19 protein-coding genes and 1 pseudogene are annotated in these 15,655 nt (G+C 33.5%); 17 read left to right on the top strand and 3 right to left on the bottom strand.

What is annotated here, in order from left to right; all coding sequences use genetic code 11:
- Positions 1–34 precede the first annotated feature (34 nt).
- Positions 35–367 (bottom strand): HopJ type III effector protein, encoded by a 333-nt coding sequence (locus KKQ76_RS08015; protein ID WP_213196687.1) that lies wholly within the window; start codon positions 365–367, stop codon positions 35–37.
- A gap of 11 nt (positions 368–378) precedes the next feature.
- The gene (locus KKQ76_RS08010) at positions 379–1,242 is read right to left on the bottom strand and encodes a GH25 family lysozyme (protein WP_213196686.1); all 864 of its coding nucleotides are present in this window, start codon (positions 1,240–1,242) and stop codon (positions 379–381) included.
- A 57-nt stretch (positions 1,243–1,299) separates the two neighbouring features.
- On the opposite strand from KKQ76_RS08010, the gene KKQ76_RS08005 reads away from it, so the two are divergent.
- The 5 genes from KKQ76_RS08005 (at position 1,300) to deoC (ending at position 5,478) form a co-directional block, all read left to right on the top strand.
- Positions 1,300–2,565, top strand: coding sequence for an NAD(P)/FAD-dependent oxidoreductase (locus KKQ76_RS08005; protein WP_213196685.1), 1,266 nt, complete (start codon positions 1,300–1,302; stop codon positions 2,563–2,565).
- Complete coding sequence (gene trmD / locus KKQ76_RS08000) at positions 2,562–3,242, top strand: tRNA (guanosine(37)-N1)-methyltransferase TrmD (RefSeq protein ID WP_213196684.1); 681 nt, start codon at positions 2,562–2,564, stop codon at positions 3,240–3,242. The genes KKQ76_RS08005 and trmD overlap by 4 nt, the downstream gene beginning before the upstream one ends.
- Positions 3,243–3,307: 65 nt before the next feature.
- On the top strand, positions 3,308–4,252 hold the full coding sequence (locus KKQ76_RS07995) for an endonuclease/exonuclease/phosphatase family protein (RefSeq protein WP_317194561.1): 945 nt from the start codon (positions 3,308–3,310) through the stop codon (positions 4,250–4,252).
- Between the two features lie 7 nt (positions 4,253–4,259).
- Positions 4,260–4,730, top strand: coding sequence for an Lrp/AsnC family transcriptional regulator (locus KKQ76_RS07990; protein ID WP_069799474.1), 471 nt, complete (start codon positions 4,260–4,262; stop codon positions 4,728–4,730).
- A gap of 4 nt (positions 4,731–4,734) precedes the next feature.
- A complete protein-coding gene (gene deoC / locus KKQ76_RS07985) occupies positions 4,735–5,478 on the top strand; it encodes a deoxyribose-phosphate aldolase (RefSeq protein ID WP_213196682.1) in 744 nt (247 codons plus the stop codon).
- Positions 5,479–5,546: 68 nt separating this feature from the next.
- Here the strand turns inward: deoC and KKQ76_RS07980 are convergent, their stop codons facing one another.
- Positions 5,547–5,906, bottom strand: coding sequence for a T9SS type A sorting domain-containing protein (locus KKQ76_RS07980; protein ID WP_104794345.1), 360 nt, complete (start codon positions 5,904–5,906; stop codon positions 5,547–5,549).
- A gap of 115 nt (positions 5,907–6,021) precedes the next feature.
- Here KKQ76_RS07980 and hemB point away from each other — a divergent pair, with 115 nt between their 5' ends.
- The 12 genes and pseudogenes from hemB to KKQ76_RS07925 all read left to right on the top strand — a co-directional run bounded on the left by hemB (position 6,022) and on the right by KKQ76_RS07925 (position 15,640).
- Positions 6,022–7,014, top strand: a complete 993-nt coding sequence (gene hemB / locus KKQ76_RS07975; RefSeq protein ID WP_213196681.1) for a porphobilinogen synthase — start codon at positions 6,022–6,024, stop codon at positions 7,012–7,014.
- A 303-nt stretch (positions 7,015–7,317) separates the two neighbouring features.
- Positions 7,318–8,046, top strand: coding sequence for an LPS export ABC transporter ATP-binding protein (lptB, locus tag KKQ76_RS07970; protein ID WP_213196680.1), 729 nt, complete (start codon positions 7,318–7,320; stop codon positions 8,044–8,046).
- A 36-nt stretch (positions 8,047–8,082) separates the two neighbouring features.
- A complete protein-coding gene (locus KKQ76_RS07965) occupies positions 8,083–8,658 on the top strand; it encodes a cob(I)yrinic acid a,c-diamide adenosyltransferase (protein ID WP_213196679.1) in 576 nt (191 codons plus the stop codon).
- A gap of 25 nt (positions 8,659–8,683) precedes the next feature.
- The gene (locus KKQ76_RS07960; RefSeq protein ID WP_213196678.1) at positions 8,684–9,304 is read left to right on the top strand and encodes a thiamine diphosphokinase; all 621 of its coding nucleotides are present in this window, start codon (positions 8,684–8,686) and stop codon (positions 9,302–9,304) included.
- 70 nt (positions 9,305–9,374) lie between these two features.
- The gene (locus KKQ76_RS07955; protein WP_104794341.1) at positions 9,375–10,769 is read left to right on the top strand and encodes a type III PLP-dependent enzyme domain-containing protein; all 1,395 of its coding nucleotides are present in this window, start codon (positions 9,375–9,377) and stop codon (positions 10,767–10,769) included.
- Between the two features lie 12 nt (positions 10,770–10,781).
- Positions 10,782–10,889: pseudogene (locus KKQ76_RS12730) on the top strand (agmatinase); the annotation flags it as partial.
- Positions 10,890–11,039: 150 nt separating this feature from the next.
- Positions 11,040–11,525, top strand: coding sequence for a BON domain-containing protein (locus KKQ76_RS07950; protein WP_213196677.1), 486 nt, complete (start codon positions 11,040–11,042; stop codon positions 11,523–11,525).
- Positions 11,526–11,530: 5 nt separating this feature from the next.
- Positions 11,531–11,947 carry an SH3 domain-containing protein gene (locus tag KKQ76_RS07945; RefSeq protein WP_213196676.1) on the top strand — a complete coding sequence of 139 codons (417 nt, stop codon included), beginning with the start codon at positions 11,531–11,533 and terminating at the stop codon, positions 11,945–11,947.
- A gap of 267 nt (positions 11,948–12,214) precedes the next feature.
- A complete protein-coding gene (locus tag KKQ76_RS07940) occupies positions 12,215–13,465 on the top strand; it encodes a dicarboxylate/amino acid:cation symporter (protein WP_213197495.1) in 1,251 nt (416 codons plus the stop codon).
- A 151-nt stretch (positions 13,466–13,616) separates the two neighbouring features.
- The gene (locus KKQ76_RS07935) at positions 13,617–14,720 is read left to right on the top strand and encodes an Mrp/NBP35 family ATP-binding protein (RefSeq protein WP_213196675.1); all 1,104 of its coding nucleotides are present in this window, start codon (positions 13,617–13,619) and stop codon (positions 14,718–14,720) included.
- Positions 14,721–14,813: 93 nt separating this feature from the next.
- Entirely contained in the window at positions 14,814–15,065 is a 252-nt protein-coding gene (locus tag KKQ76_RS07930) for a NifU family protein (RefSeq protein WP_069797210.1), read from the top strand.
- Between the two features lie 92 nt (positions 15,066–15,157).
- On the top strand, positions 15,158–15,640 hold the full coding sequence (locus tag KKQ76_RS07925) for a hypothetical protein (protein WP_246501366.1): 483 nt from the start codon (positions 15,158–15,160) through the stop codon (positions 15,638–15,640).
- The last annotated feature ends 15 nt before the right edge of the window (positions 15,641–15,655 follow it).

Raw genomic sequence — 15,655 nt, 5'->3', positions numbered from 1 at the left:
AATGAAATGGGAATAAATTTTATTGTGGAAAGATTTATTTTTTCTTCAAAGCTTCTCCTTCGAAAACAATTCCTTCCCAGCCAAATTTCATGAAATTTCTAATGTTTTGGTGGTCTGTTCCTTCTGGATTTTTCAAAACATCATCTCTGTAAAACTCGCTAAATAATAAAAGTGTCTCTTCTTTAGAAAGTTGGTTGATTTTGGCAAAACTGAAAACCTTGCAAGAGCCATTATTTTGATTGGCTTCGTTTACCGTATTTCCATTGGTGAATTTGGTGGGTGTAAATTCGTAATGTTTATCTATATAAGCAATTACGTTGCTGAAAACCAATTCTTCTGGTGTGTTTTTTAATTGTTCTACTATCATTTTATTTTTCTTTAATCAAGTTTTAATTCGCTGAAACTCCAAGAATTTCCGTTGTAAATATTAAGGTCTACTTTTACATTAATTCCTTTTACGATGCCTTTTTCCGTGAATTGCCACATTTTCCACGAGTCTTCTTCCGAAGGAACTAAAACATCATTGTAATTGGCTAACCAAAGTGGATAATCGTCAAACTCGCCTCGCAAATAATCTTTGTAATAATGGTAATAGGTGTAAATAATGGGTTTTTCACCGTATTTTTCTTCTATAATTTTACACCAAACTTTCAAATCTTCTATCAGTTTTTCCTTAGATTTTCTTCTGGGAATTCTTTCGATGTCTAAAACCGGTCGTAAATCTCCGCTTTCTAAATGTACACTTTCTAAGAAATTATTGGCTTGTAAAATAGGATCTTCGTCTGCACGATAAAAATGATAAGCACCTCTTGTAAGATTATTTTCTTTGGCTAATTCCCAAAAATCATCAAAATGTTTATCTTTTTTTCGATTTCCCATAGAAGCTCTCATAATGACAAACTCTAATGGAATAGAACCATTGGCGATAGTGAGGCTGTCCCATTTTATGTCTCGTTTATGCTGATAATGAGAAATGTCGAAACCAAAAATTTTGTCATTATATTCAGTGACGATTTTATTGATTCTGGCGGTTTCTTCTTCTGAATTTTTTAAGTTTTTATGTACAAATTTCTCAAAATACATGGCGTAATAAAATGCCACTTTGTCTCTGAGGTAAAGCCCAGTTCCTAGCAAGGTTAATCCTAAAATGGCCAACAAAATATATCTGCGAAAAAGATAATTTTTTCGTCTGGTTTTATGGATTTTTTTTCTTTTGGTAGATTTTGGATTGGTTTTTGACATAAGTTTTGCAAAAGTAAAATTTTTAGAAAATAAATTCAGTAATTTTGCCAGAATCTTATGGAAATTAGAGATAAAATAATCGTCATCGGTGGTGGTTTTGCAGGATTGCAATTCGCTAAAAAACTTAATGGCAATCGTACTAAGAAATTGGTGATGATTGACAAGGCGAATCATCATATGTTTCAGCCATTATTTTATCAAGTAGCTTGCGGAAGAATTGAGCCTTCTAATATTTCGTTTCCGTTTAGAAAGATTTTTCAGCGTTCTAAAAATATTCAATTTAGAATGACGGAAGTGAAACAGATTATTCCTTCAGAAAATAAAATTATTACAGAAGACCATGTTTTTCACTATGATAAATTGGTGATTGCAACTGGCTGTAAAACGAATTTCTTTGGAAATCAAAAAATGGAAAATCTGGCTTTTGGGATGAAAAATACACAAGAAGCAATTTCTATAAGAAACCATGTTTTGCTCACTTTCGAAAAATTAATTATTGAAAAAAGTAGAAGTGATGATGGCAATTGGAACATCGTAATCGTAGGTTCTGGACCAACTGGTGTGGAATTGGCGGGAGCTTTTGCTGAGATGAAAAGAGAAATCTTGCCGAGAGATTATCCTAGAATGAATTTTGATGATTTAGAAATTATTTTGGTGAGTTCTACCGAAAAACCTTTGGCGGTAATGAGCGAAGAATCTCAAGAAAAATCTGAACAATATTTGAAAGATTTGGGCGTGAGATTTATCTCAAATGATAGAGTTACGGATTATGATGGCGATAGAGTTTATCTGAGTTCTGGGAATATCATTCCGAGTAATAATGTGATTTGGGCAGCAGGTGTAACTGGGAATATTATTGAAGGATTAACCGAAAATTCTATTAAAAACAATAGGTATATAGTAGACCGATATAATAAAATAGTAGGATTTGATGATATTTATGCGATAGGAGACATTGCCTACATGGAAACTCCGAAATATCCGAATGGTCATCCTCAGGTAGCGAATGTAGCGATTAATCAAGGAAAAAATTTGGCTAAAAATTTCTTGAAAAAATCAGAGAATGAGTGGCAACCTTACGAATATGATGACAAAGGAAGTATGGCAACCATTGGGAAGCATAGAGCGGTAGTAGATTTACCAAAATTTAAATTTCAAGGGATTTTTGCGTGGTATTTTTGGATGTTTCTTCATTTAATGTTGATTTTAAGTGTAAGAAACAAACTCGCTATTTTCTTCAATTGGATGTGGAGTTACATTAATAGAGATTCTTCGCTTCGCTTAATCATTATCCCGAATAAAAAAAATAAAACCGAACAATGAGAATAGATATTATAAGTGCAGTTCCTGATTTATTAGAAAGTCCTTTCAAAACTTCCATCCTGAAAAGAGCAATGGAAAAAGGTTTGGCAGAAGTTCATTTTCATAATGTTCGTGATTTTGCATTTAACAAACATCGTCAAATAGATCATACAGTTTATGGTGGTGGTGCTGGAATGGTAATGATGTGTGAACCATTAGATTTATGTATTTCTCAGTTAAAAGCTGAGAGAGAGTATGATGATATTATTTACTTAACTCCAGATGGAGAAACTTTTAACCAAAAAATAGCGAATTCTTACTCGCTTAAGAAAAATTTAATTCTGCTTTGTGGTCATTACAAAGGAATAGACCAAAGAATTAGAGATTTACACATTACCAGAGAAATTTCGATTGGTGATTTTGTGCTAACTGGTGGCGAATTGGCAGCTTGTGTAGTTGCAGATGCTATTATTCGTCTTTTGCCAGGCGTTTTAAATGATGAACAATCTGCTTTGACGGATAGTTTTCAAGATGATTTACTTTCTCCGCCTATTTATACCAAACCAGAAGTTTATAAAGGAATGCGCGTTCCAGAAATACTTTTGAGTGGTAATTTTGGGAAAATTGAAGAATGGAGACATCAGAAAGCAATAGAAATTACACAGCAGAAAAGACCAGATTTATTAAAAGATTTCTAATCATAATAAATTATTTTTACTAAATTTACAATCCGAAAAATTGAGGCAAGGCTATGGAGAATTATTTGAAAAAAGAACTTGTCATGTTCTATAATGTAGAAAACTTGTTTTCTCCAGACCCTAAACCAACACATTTTTTAGATCCTACCATTTCTGGATTAAGGAATTGGGACGAAAGAAAGTATCAGAATAAACTTCGAAAAATTGCCAATGTTTTTAGATTAATCGAAGAAAAAGAAGAGGTGCTTCCGATGATTGTAGGTTTATGTGAAGTGAATAATGAAGAGGTTTTACAAGACTTGATTCAACAAGAACCCCTTCAAAATTATGATTTTGTTCATTATAATTCTTTAGATGAAAGAGGCGTAGATACAGCGCTTCTGTACGATAAGAGAAAAATAGAATTAGTAGATTCTGAAGCCATTTCTTTTATTTTCGAAGGAGTGAATGAGGAGCAAGATGAGTATTATGATACAACTAGAGATGTTCTTTTTTGTAAATTGAAATACAATGATGAATTGCTCAATGTTTTTGTGGCGCATCTTCCTTCAAAAAGAGAAAAAGATGTAAACAAACCCAAAAGAGATTACATTCTTCATTCAATTAAAGAAAGAGTTCTCACATTATTAGAAAAAGAAGAACCTGTAATAATTTGTGGAGATTTTAACGATGACCCGATTGAAGAAAATCTAAATAATTTATTATATGACAATGGAGTTGATAAAATCTTAGTGAATCCATACATAGAATTGTACAATAATAAAATTTATTCTACGTTTCACTACAACCAAGGACTGTTGTTCGATCAGATTCTATTTTCTAATCATTTCTTTTTGCCTATTTCTTCATTAGCATTTAAAAGTGCTGTAGTCTTTAATTCAGAAAAATTAAGTAATTGGGACAAAAAGTTTAAAGGAAGACCTTTTAGAACTTTTGCAGGGACCAGATATCTTGGTGGGTATAGTGATCATTATCCCGTTTATACAATTTTAGAAACAAAAGACAATTAAATTAAAAATGAAAAGCGTTACAGAAGTAGGTTACAAGCTAGATGCAATAGATAAAAAAATAATCTATATGCTTATGGACAATGCCAAAACATCTTTGGCTCAAATTTCTAAAAACATTGGTATTTCTACCACTGCTGTACATCAGAGAATAAAAAAACTAGAAACCGCAGGCGTAATAGAAAATTCTGTATCTTTTCTTAATCCAAGAAAAATAGGTTACAAAGTAGTTTCTTACATCGGCGTTTACATGGATCAGCCAAGTCATTTCCAAGAACTCATTAAATCTCTGAACGAAATTAATGAAATCGTAGAAGCTCATTATACTACAGGAAACTGGACGGTTTTCCTTAAAGTACTTTGTATTGATAATGATCATCTCATGCAAATTTTAAGCAAAATACAGAAGCTAAAAGGCGTTACAAGAACAGAAACTTTCATATCTTTGGAGCAAAGTATTAACAGACAATTAAAAGTGTAACATTATGAAAATCAACACTTATTTAGATTCTACTTATCTAAAAACTCCAGCTCAATCTGGTCTTACCGAAGAACAAACGCTAGAAACGGTAATTAATCTTGCCAAAGAAGCCATCGAAAATGACATTTTTGCAGTAATGATAAGACCTGATTATGTTAAAAAAATGAAGCAATTCCTTACAGAACAAAATTCTAATGTAGTAATCGGCACTGTAATCGGTTTCCACGAAGGAACTTATTCTAAAGAACATAAATTAGCTGAAGCTCAAAAAGCAATCGAAGACGGAGTAGATGAATTAGATTTTGTAATCAATTATGAAGCATACAAAGATGGTGAAGTAGATGCTGTGAAATCAGAATTTGTAGATTGTACAAAACTTTGTTTAGATAACGGTAAAATTGCAAAATGGATTATAGAAATCGCTGCGCTTACCGATGAGCAAATTGCGGATATTACCAAAAAAATCTCAATTTGGGCAGAAGAAAACTTCAAAACAGAAGATTTACACAGAATATTTGTGAAATCATCTACTGGTTTCTACCAAACAGAAGGCGGAAAACCAAATGGGGCAACTGTAGAAGGAATTAAAATCATGCTAGAAAACGCAGGCTCACTTCCTGTAAAAGCTGCAGGTGGTGTAAGAACACCAGAAGAAGCAGAATATATGATTAACCTAGGCGTAAAAAGAATAGGAACATCTTCTGCAAAAGCATTAATAAAAAACGAAGAAGTTTCTGGAGGTTACTAATCTTTCGGAATTTTCAAAAATAAAAAACCATCGAATTTCGATGGTTTTTGTTTTTTTATGGTTAAAAATTATTGCTGTTTTACCACTTGCGTTACCTTTTGGGTATTGTCTGACAAAGTGTATTTCATTAAATATTTGCCAGGTTTCAGTTTGTCTAATCTAATTTCGGCGGTGTTCATGTTCACCATGGTTTCTGAAACTTGAGTCCCAATAATAGAGTAAAAAGTTACAGATTTTACCTTTAGCATTGGGTTTTTAGCTTTTACAATGATAAAATCTCTTGTAGGATTAGGATAAGCGACTAAAACTCCATCATCAGATTTTTGAGAATCAGAAAGCGGTTCTCTTAATGTTTGTTGAGCTTTTGCTTCGCCCGAAAACATTAATAAACCTACCGAAAATAATATAAAATATAAAGTTCTTTTCATTTTACTTAATTCATTCTTATCTCAAAGAATATACAAATTTATTTAAACGAATTGATATACACAATAGTTATAAATAACTAAATTTGCAGAGTATAAAACAAACATTGTTCCAAAAATGATAATTTTTTCAAGAAATAGAAGATTACGTACTAACGAAAGCATCAGAAGTCTTGTTAGAGAAACAGTACTCACTACCAATGATTTTGTAATGCCAATGTTCGTAATGGAAGGCGAAAACACACAGGAAGCCATTCCTTCAATGCCTGGGATTTTTCGTAGAACTATAGATTTAACAGTAAAAGAATGTAGAGAATTATTTTCTCTCGGTGTAAAAGCGGTAAATATTTACATGAAAGTTCCAGAACATCTAAAAGACAATCTAGGAACAGAAGCTTGGAACAAAGATGGTCTTATGCAAAGAACCATCAGAGAAATTAAAAATGCAGTTCCAGAAATGATTGTAATGCCAGATGTTGCATTAGACCCTTATTCTATTTACGGACACGATGGAATTATCACCAACGGAAAAATAGACAACGATGCTACCAACGATGCTTTGGCAAGGATGTCTGTTTCTCACGCAGAAGCTGGCGCAGATGTTGTAGCGCCAAGTGATATGATGGATGGTAGAGTTGCTGCAATTCGTCAAGCTTTAGAAGAAACAGGTCATACCAACGTAGGAATTTTGAGCTATGCAGCAAAATATGCAAGTTCATTTTACGGACCTTTCAGAAGTGCGTTAGATTCTGCTCCGAAAGATTTTCAGGAAATTCCAAAAGATAAAAAGACCTACCAAATGGATTTTCATAATTCTAGAGAGGCCTTAAATGAAGTGTACAAAGACATCGAAGAAGGTGCAGACATTATTATGATAAAACCGGGTCTTCCATATTTGGATATTGTAGCTAAGATTCGTCAAGAGATAGATTTACCAATCGCCGTTTATAATGTGAGCGGAGAATACGCAATGCTGAAAGCGGCTGCACAAAACGGTTGGTTAGACAATGATAAAGCCATCATCGAAAGTCTTACTTGCATCAAAAGAGCTGGTGCAGATATGATTTTCACCTATGCTGCCAAAGAAGCTGCCATTTTATTAAATAATTAGGGCGCCAAATTCCAGCTTTCGCTACTCGCTTTTTTTCTGCGGCGGCGAAGCCGCCGCAGAAAAAAGAGCTCAAACATGCCGCTCAATCTGGGGCGCAAGTTCAGGAATTTTTAGAACCTATTTTTCTAAAAATTACAATCAGTTCAAAATATAACCAACCCTTTCTGCGTTTTATGCACATACAAAAAACGCAGAAAGGGTTTCGTAATTTGAAAACTTCCATTTTTTTAACTTAAGATCTGCAATTTTAAGACTTCCGACTTCCAACTTCATACTTCTGACTTTTTTCATATCTTTGTCTCTATGATTTTACGTGGCGAAAATTTAATTAAAGAATACGGACCCAAAAAAGTAGTAAAAGGTGTTTCCGTAGAAGTAAAAAAAGGAGAAATTGTAGGTTTACTCGGGCCAAATGGTGCGGGAAAAACCACTACTTTCTATATGATTGTGGGATTGGTAAAACCTACTTCTGGCAAAATTACGCTTGACGGAAAAGATATTACCAATGATGCCATGTATAAACGTGCGCAAAAAGGAATTGGTTATTTGGCTCAGGAAGCTTCTGTATTTAGAAAATTGTCTGTAGAAGATAATATTTTAGGCGTTTTACAACTCACCAATAAATCTAAAGAAGAGCAAATCCGCAGAACCAATGAACTGATTGAAGAATTTTCTTTAGAACACGTTCGTAAAAACCGTGGAGATTTACTTTCTGGTGGTGAAAGACGTAGAACCGAAATTGCGCGTTGCCTCGCTACAGACCCAGATTTCATTCTTTTGGATGAACCTTTTGCAGGAGTAGACCCAATTGCGGTAGAAGATATTCAGAAAATCATCAGAAGTTTGGTGAAAAAAGACATCGGTGTTTTAATTACCGACCACAATGTTCAACAAACTTTGGCAATTACCAATAAAACCTACATTATGTTCGAAGGAAACATTTTGAAAGAAGGTTTACCAGAAGATTTAGCCAATGATCCACAAGTAAGACAAGCTTATTTGGGTGAGAATTTTAGATTTGAAAAATTCTAAACATCCATCATCTAACTTCCAACATCCATCAATTTTATGAAAATTTACACCAAAACTGGCGATAAAGGCGAAACTTCTTTATACGGAGGAACTAGAGTTTCTAAAGCTGCTGCAAGAGTAGAATCTTATGGAACTTTAGACGAACTCAATGCTTTCATTGGTTTGGCAAAAGCGGAAATTTCTGATGAAAAAGTTTTAAGTCAATTACAAAAAATTCAATTTGATTTATTTACCGTAGGTTCAGAAGCAGCAACGCCAACAGATAAAATGTTTTTGGCAAATGGTAAAAGCAGGTTAGATTTGTTAATTTCTGAAGAAGAAATTATGGAATTAGAACGTTGGATGGACAATTTTGATGCAGAATTAGAACCTTTGCAATTCTTTATTCTACCAAGCGGTGGAAAAGCTGCTGCATCTGTTCACGTTTGTAGAACGGTTTGTAGAAGAGCAGAGCGCGCTATGGTTTATCTCAATGAAACCGAAGAAGTAAGACCAGAACTCATCAAATATCTCAATAGATTGTCTGATTATCTGTTTATTTTGGCAAGATATATTTCTAAAATTTCTGGGGAAAAAGAGGATTATTGGAATCCTTCAGAAAGAGCTAAATAAAACGCTCTAAACAATTATAAAATCTGTGATAAAATCTGCACTTCTTTTCATCAACGGAACTCCACCGAAAAATCTTCCCGAAACGGAAGGTTATGATGTGATTGCTTGTAGTGATGGGGCTTTTCATTATTTAAAGGATAAAAATTTCCCTCTGGATAAACTTGATTTTATTTCAGGAGATTTTGATTCTCATGAAGGCAGTGACGAAAATATTTACCACGAAAAATTCATTCATACTCCAGACCAAGATTTTACAGATTTTCAAAAAGCTTTAGATATTCTCAAAAAGAATGGAGTAAAAAAAGTAGATATTTACGGAGGAAGTGGTGGCGAACAAGACCACTTTTTAGGAAATCTTCACGTAGCTTTTCTCTTTAAAAATGAAATGGAAATCACTTTTTTTGACGAGTTTTCCAGATATTTTTTCATCTCTAAAAATTTTAAAATTCACGGGGTAGAAGGAAAGATGATTTCGCTTTTACCATTTCCTTTTGTAGAAAAAATTTCGACTAAAGGTCTTAATTGGGAGCTCTTTAACGAAGAATTGAGCTTAACCAAAAGAGTAGGAACCCGAAATTCTGCCCGAGAAAACACTGTGGAAATCACGTATGAAAACGGTGATGTATTGATTTTTATCGGAATCTAAATTTGTGAATTTTTAACTCAAAAAATTCAATCTTTTTTCGCATTTTTGTAGTCTTAAATTTTTGCAATAAATGAAGATAAAATATGCTGAACTTATTGACCAAACACTTTACTTTCCACAAGAGGAATTTAAGTATGAGGATCAACAGTTGTACTTTCATGATATTCCTTTGATGGACTTGGTAGAAAAATTCGGAACTCCTTTGAAGTTCAGTTATTTACCTAAGATTTCGCAAAACATTCAGCGCGCAAAAACTTGGTTTAAAGATGCCATCAAAAAGAATGAATATAAAAATTCTTACAGATACTGTTACTGTACCAAATCTTCGCACTTTTCTTTCGTATTAGAAGAAGCACTTAAGAATGATATTTCTATTGAAACGTCTTCTGCTTTTGACATGAATATTGTTAAAAATCTATTCGAAACAGGGAAAATTGACAAGACGATAGAAGTGGTTTGTAATGGTTTCAAAACCGATGATTATTTGGCTAAAATTTCAGATTTAATCAATAATGGTTTTGAAAATGTAATTCCTGTTTTAGATAATTACAGAGAATTAGATAAACTGACCGAAAGTATAGATACTACCTTTGACATTGGGATTAGAATAGCTTCGGAAGAAGAACCTAAATTCGAATTTTATACCAGCAGATTAGGAATTGGGTACAAAGATATTATCCCTTATTACAGCCAAAAAATAGCAGAACACCCGAATGCAAGGTTGAAAATGCTTCACTTTTTCATCAATACCGGAATTAAAGATACTGCGTACTATTGGAACGAACTTTTCAAATGTTTGAGAGTATATGCAAGATTGAAAAAAATTGCTCCAGAAGTAGATTCTCTTAATATTGGTGGCGGTTTCCCTATTAAAAATTCTCTTCAGTTTGATTATGATTATGAATACATGGCAAATGAAATCGTGTATCAAATTAAAAAATTCTGTGAAGAAGAAGGAGTAGAAGAACCAAACATTTATACTGAATTTGGTAGTTTTACTGTAGGTGAAAGTGCTGGAAATTTATACAAAATTATTTCTCAAAAACGCCAAAACGATAGAGAAAAATGGAACATGATAGACTCTTCTTTCATGACTACACTTCCAGATTCTTGGGCGATTTCTAAGCGTTTTATCATGTTTCCGCTGAATCGTTGGGAAGATTCTTACGAAAGAGTTTTCTTGGGCGGATTAACTTGTGATTCAGATGATTATTACAATTCTGAGCAACATGCAAATGCGATTTATTTGCCAGTGTTCAGCGATACCAAACCATTATACATCGGTTTCTTTAATACAGGAGCTTATCAAGAGAGTATTGCTGGTTTTGGTGGAGTTCATCACTGTTTATTGCCTCAGCCGAAACATATTCTTATCCAAAAAGCTAAAAACGGAAAATTACAATACGAAGTTTTCAGCGAAGAGCAAAAACCAGAAGATGTATTGCATCTTTTAGGGTATAAATAATTGTATAATAGGTTTTATGTTGTAGAATTAATGCATTCTCCTTACGTGAAACCTACAGCGTTTTTAGCAGCTAAGTTGTATTATAAAATGTTAGCTTACTATCATTTAAATCAAAAATAAAAAGTTGATTTATTCAAAATAAATTTAAAAAGCATCAGAATTCTGATGCTTTTTTTGTTAAAAAAACAATAAAAATTTTAATAAAAATTAAGAAAATGGCATGATTTTTATTGTTAAATTTGGGATATAAACAATTAAATCATTTTTACTATGAAAAAAACTATCAAAATTGCCGCTTTAGCGCTTGTCTTTTCTGTGGCAGTATTTTCTTGCAAAAAAAATGTTTCTGATGCAGAACTTACTACACAATCTACTACGGTAGTTGCCGCATATCCTGGGACTTCTGTGGAGGTAAAAGAAGGAGTTGCTCATTTAAGTGGAACATTTGCTTCTCAAGAAGAGAAAGACGCAGCTATTGCTGCTCTTAAAAATGTGAAAGGAGTAAAAGATGTAATGGATATGGCTAATGTAGAAGCAGCAGCTTCTGTAGTAGAAACTGTATCTGCAGTTGCTCCAGAAGTTCAACAAAAAGTTGCTGATGCCGTTAAAGATTTTCCTGCTGTAAAAGTAGATGTGGTAAATGGAGAACTTACCTTAACAGGAGAAGTTACGGCAGAGCAAGCTAGAAAAATTAAAATGTCTGTAGATGCTCTAAAAGTGGGTAAAGTAAACTATAATTATAACGTTAAAAAATAATTACCATGTCATTACAAGAAAAATATTCAAGTGTAGTTTCAGCAGCTCAGACTGCAGGAATTTCTGATTTAAAAGTTCAAGAACAAGACGGAATTCTTTACATCTCTGGAACTACTTCTTCTAACGCTGGAAAAGATGCTGTTTGGAATGCTTTAGGAGCTATAGATGCTACTTATTCTGCTTCAGATATCAATATAGATGTACAAGTAGCTGGTTTAGCTGCAGGCACTTCACTTACTGTAGATACAGAAAGTTCTAACCTAAACATTAGACAGGAGCCTTCTACAGAAGGCGTAATTTTAGGAAAAGCGGCAAAAGGTGAGGTGGTAACTTTAGTAGAACAATCTTCAGACGAGTGGTGGAAAATTAAAACCAAAGACGGAGAAGAAGGTTACGCATATGCTAGATATTTAAGAGCTTAATTCAAGTCTCGAATATAAATTTATAATCCCGAATTTTTTTCGGGATTTTTTATTTTGGGCCATTCCGAAAATTTCTCCAAAGCTTTTGCCATTCAAGAAATTTTCGGAACCGCGCTATTCGTTACAATCTTTTTCGGTGGCGGCAGCAAAGCTGCCGCCACCGAAAAAGGATTTCCACTGCTATCGCTTGTCCAGAAATACCGCTTCAAAACAATTACCAATATTTCATTAAAAAAACTATATTTGTATTCTATAGAAAATCAATATATGAAAGGACAAAACAAACTTTTCTTTGCAATTATCATTGCTTTAGTTTTAGGGGTAATTATTGGTGGAGTAGTTCACACTCAGTTTCCAGAAAATACAGAATCTTTTTCTAAAAATATAAAACTTCTCGGCACGATTTTCATCAGATTAGTACAGATGATTATCGCACCATTGGTTTTTACAACATTGGTTGTGGGAATTGCGAAAATGGGAGATACCGCAATGATTGGTAGAGTTGGTGGTAAAGCAATGCTTTGGTTTATTACTGCTTCTTTGGTTTCGCTGATGTTAGGTTTAGTTTTGGTAAACTGGTTAGAGCCTGGTCATGTTACCAAATTGCCTATTCAAGATGCCAATTCTGCTAAAGAAATCTTGGATAATTCTAAAGGATTTTCTCTGGAAGATTTTGTGAAACACGTAGTGCCAAAAAGTGTTTTCGAAGCTTTTGCTACCAATGAAGTTTTACAAATTGTATTGTTTTCTATTATGTTTGGTATTGCCCTTTCTCATTTGGGTGATGAATATTCTAAACCTGTAATCAAATTTTTAGATGTTTGCGCGCATGCTATTCTAAAAATGGTAGGTTATATCATGTGGTTTGCTCCACTTGGTGTTTTGGGAGCTATTGCAGCAGTTGTTGCCACCAATGGTTTCGAAATTTTCAAAGTTTACGCAATTTATCTTCGAGATTTCTTCTTTGCACTAGCTATTTTATGGTTGATTTTATGTGTGGTAGGTTATCTCATTTTAGGAAATAGATTGTTCGAATTATTAAGAAGAATCAAAGAACCTTTACTTATCGCATTTTCTACAACCAGTTCAGAAGCCGTTTTTCCGAAATTGGTAACAGAATTAGAGCGTTTTGGTTGTAACAATAGAATTGTATCATTTATTTTACCACTAGGATATTCTTTCAATTTAGATGGAAGCATGATGTACATGACTTTTGCCTCTATTTTCATTGCTCAGATTTATGGAATCGACATGACGGTTGGTCAACAAATCACCATGCTTTTGGTGTTAATGCTGACTTCAAAAGGAATTGCAGGCGTTCCAAGAGCGAGTTTGGTGATTATTGTAGCGACTTGTTCTATGTTTGGAATTCCACCAGAAGGAATTGCCTTAATTTTACCGATTGACCATTTCTGCGATATGGGAAGAAGCATGACCAATGTTTTAGGAAATGCACTTGCTACTTCAGCCGTTTCTAAATGGGAAGGACAATTGGATAATCACGGAGGTGAGTTATAAAAATTTAAAAAATATAAAATTAAAAACTTCGGAACTATCTGAAGTTTTTTTTTTGTAAATCAATTCTATCAATTACCATTATTGTTATTTTTATTCATTCCAAATTAATTATTTTTATGTAAATTTGTATCTCAAAAAATTTCAAAAAATTATGTTGACGAAAACTAGAGTTCAGGAGTTTCTGAAAGAAATAGAAGTTGATGATTTAGTACAAAACTTCCAAGTAATGGGTGATGATGTGTACATTGATATGATTGCACATTCCCCAGCAATGCACGAAAAGAAGAAGCTGGAAGCAGCGATGAAGCAGGCTTTTGCTACGGAATTTGGTGATCAAGTAGTGCTGAAACTCAAAATTACTTCGCCTGAACCTTCGCAAGTTCAACAAAACCAAATCAAAGGAAAAGAAATCCCAGGAATTCAAAATATTATCGCCATTGCTTCTGGTAAAGGTGGCGTAGGAAAATCTACGGTTACTGCAAACTTAGCCGTGACTTTACAAAAAATGGGATTCTCTGTAGGTGTTCTTGATGCAGATATTTACGGACCATCTGTTCCTACTATGTTTGATACCGAAGCAGAAAAACCAATTTCTGTAGAAGTAGATGGTAAAAATATGATGAAACCTATCGAAAATTATGGCGTGAAAATGCTTTCAATCGGATATTTCTCTGGAGCGAATCAAGCAGTAGTGTGGAGAGGACCTATGGCAAGTAAAGCTTTGAACCAAATGATTCGTGATGCAGCTTGGGGAAATCTAGATTTCTTATTGATTGACCTTCCTCCAGGAACAGGAGATATTCACCTTTCGATTATTCAAGAAGTTCCTGTAACGGGCGCTGTAATCGTTTCTACACCGCAACATGTAGCTTTAGCAGACGTGAAAAAAGGAATCGCTATGTTTACGATGGAAAGCATTAATATTCCAGTTTTAGGTTTAATAGAAAATATGGCGTATTTTACACCAGAAGAATTGCCAGAAAATAAATATTACATCTTCGGAAAACAAGGCGCTCAGTTTATGGCGGAAGATTTAGGAATTCCAGTTTTAGGTGAAATTCCTTTGATTCAAAGCATCAGAGAAGCGGGAGATGTTGGTAGGCCGGTAGCATTACAAGAAGGTTCTAAAATTGCAGAAATCTATAAAGAAACTGCACAAAAAATGATAGAAAGTTTAGTGGAAAGAAATAAAAATCTACCACCAACTGAAGCGGTGAAAATTACAACAATGGCAGGTTGCTCCACCAAAAAATAAGTAATTAGTAATAAGCAATAAGTAATTTTAAAATTTAGAAAATTTAAACTATGAGCTGAATGCAGATTGCTGAAAGCTTAAAGCAATTAAAATATGAATAAAGATAAACTCACTCACGAAGAAATCGTAACCAAAGTAATGGAAGCTTTGGAAAGTATTCGTCCGTTTCTAAATAATGATGGTGGTGATATAGAATTGGTAGATGTTATTGACAATAGAGTAATGGTAAAACTGCAAGGAAACTGTTCTGGTTGTCCTATGAGTTTTTCTACCATGAAACTAGGTGTAGAAAATACCATCAAACAATTTGTACCAAGCATCAAAGAAGTGGTGAGTGTAGACTAAATTTTTTCTGAAAAACATTATCAATACAAGCGGACTTTAGTCCGCTTTTTTTATTGTAAAATCCTTTTGACTTTAGTCAAAACTTACTATTTTTGAAAAAAACAATCATGAGAAATCCTAGTAATCTAGCTATTTTAGAAAAAGCAGAAGAAATTTTTGAATTAGTAAGAACCATCACAGATTTGATTCCAGAAGATAATGAACATTTGCAGTCATATAAAGGTCAAATTTTAGGAGATGCCATGATGATTTGTGTGAAAATTTCTTCAGCAGAAGCTGTAAAGTTGTATGACCTTAAAATGGAAAACGCTGCAATTATTAGAAAAGCAGCAAGAGACTTAATGGTTGCTTATCATGGTCTGGAAATGTTTGGTTTTGAAGAAGCGAAATATTATTTGATGGTAAGAGAAAAAATAGAAGAATTTAGATTACTATTTGTAGATTGGGTTGCAAATTTCAATCCAAAACATTTCATTACAGATCATTGGGGATTATTTAATCCTCCAGGAATTTCCCATGATTATGAACAACGAGATGACGAACTTAATTTTCTAGATGAAGAAGATGCAGATTAAGTATTTATATCATTT

The sequence above is a fragment of the Cloacibacterium caeni genome, assembly GCF_907163105.1.
Lineage (GTDB): Bacteria > Bacteroidota > Bacteroidia > Flavobacteriales > Weeksellaceae > Cloacibacterium > Cloacibacterium caeni_A.
Note: the sequence above shows the minus strand (reverse complement) of the source record. Positions and strands in the feature narration are given on the sequence as shown.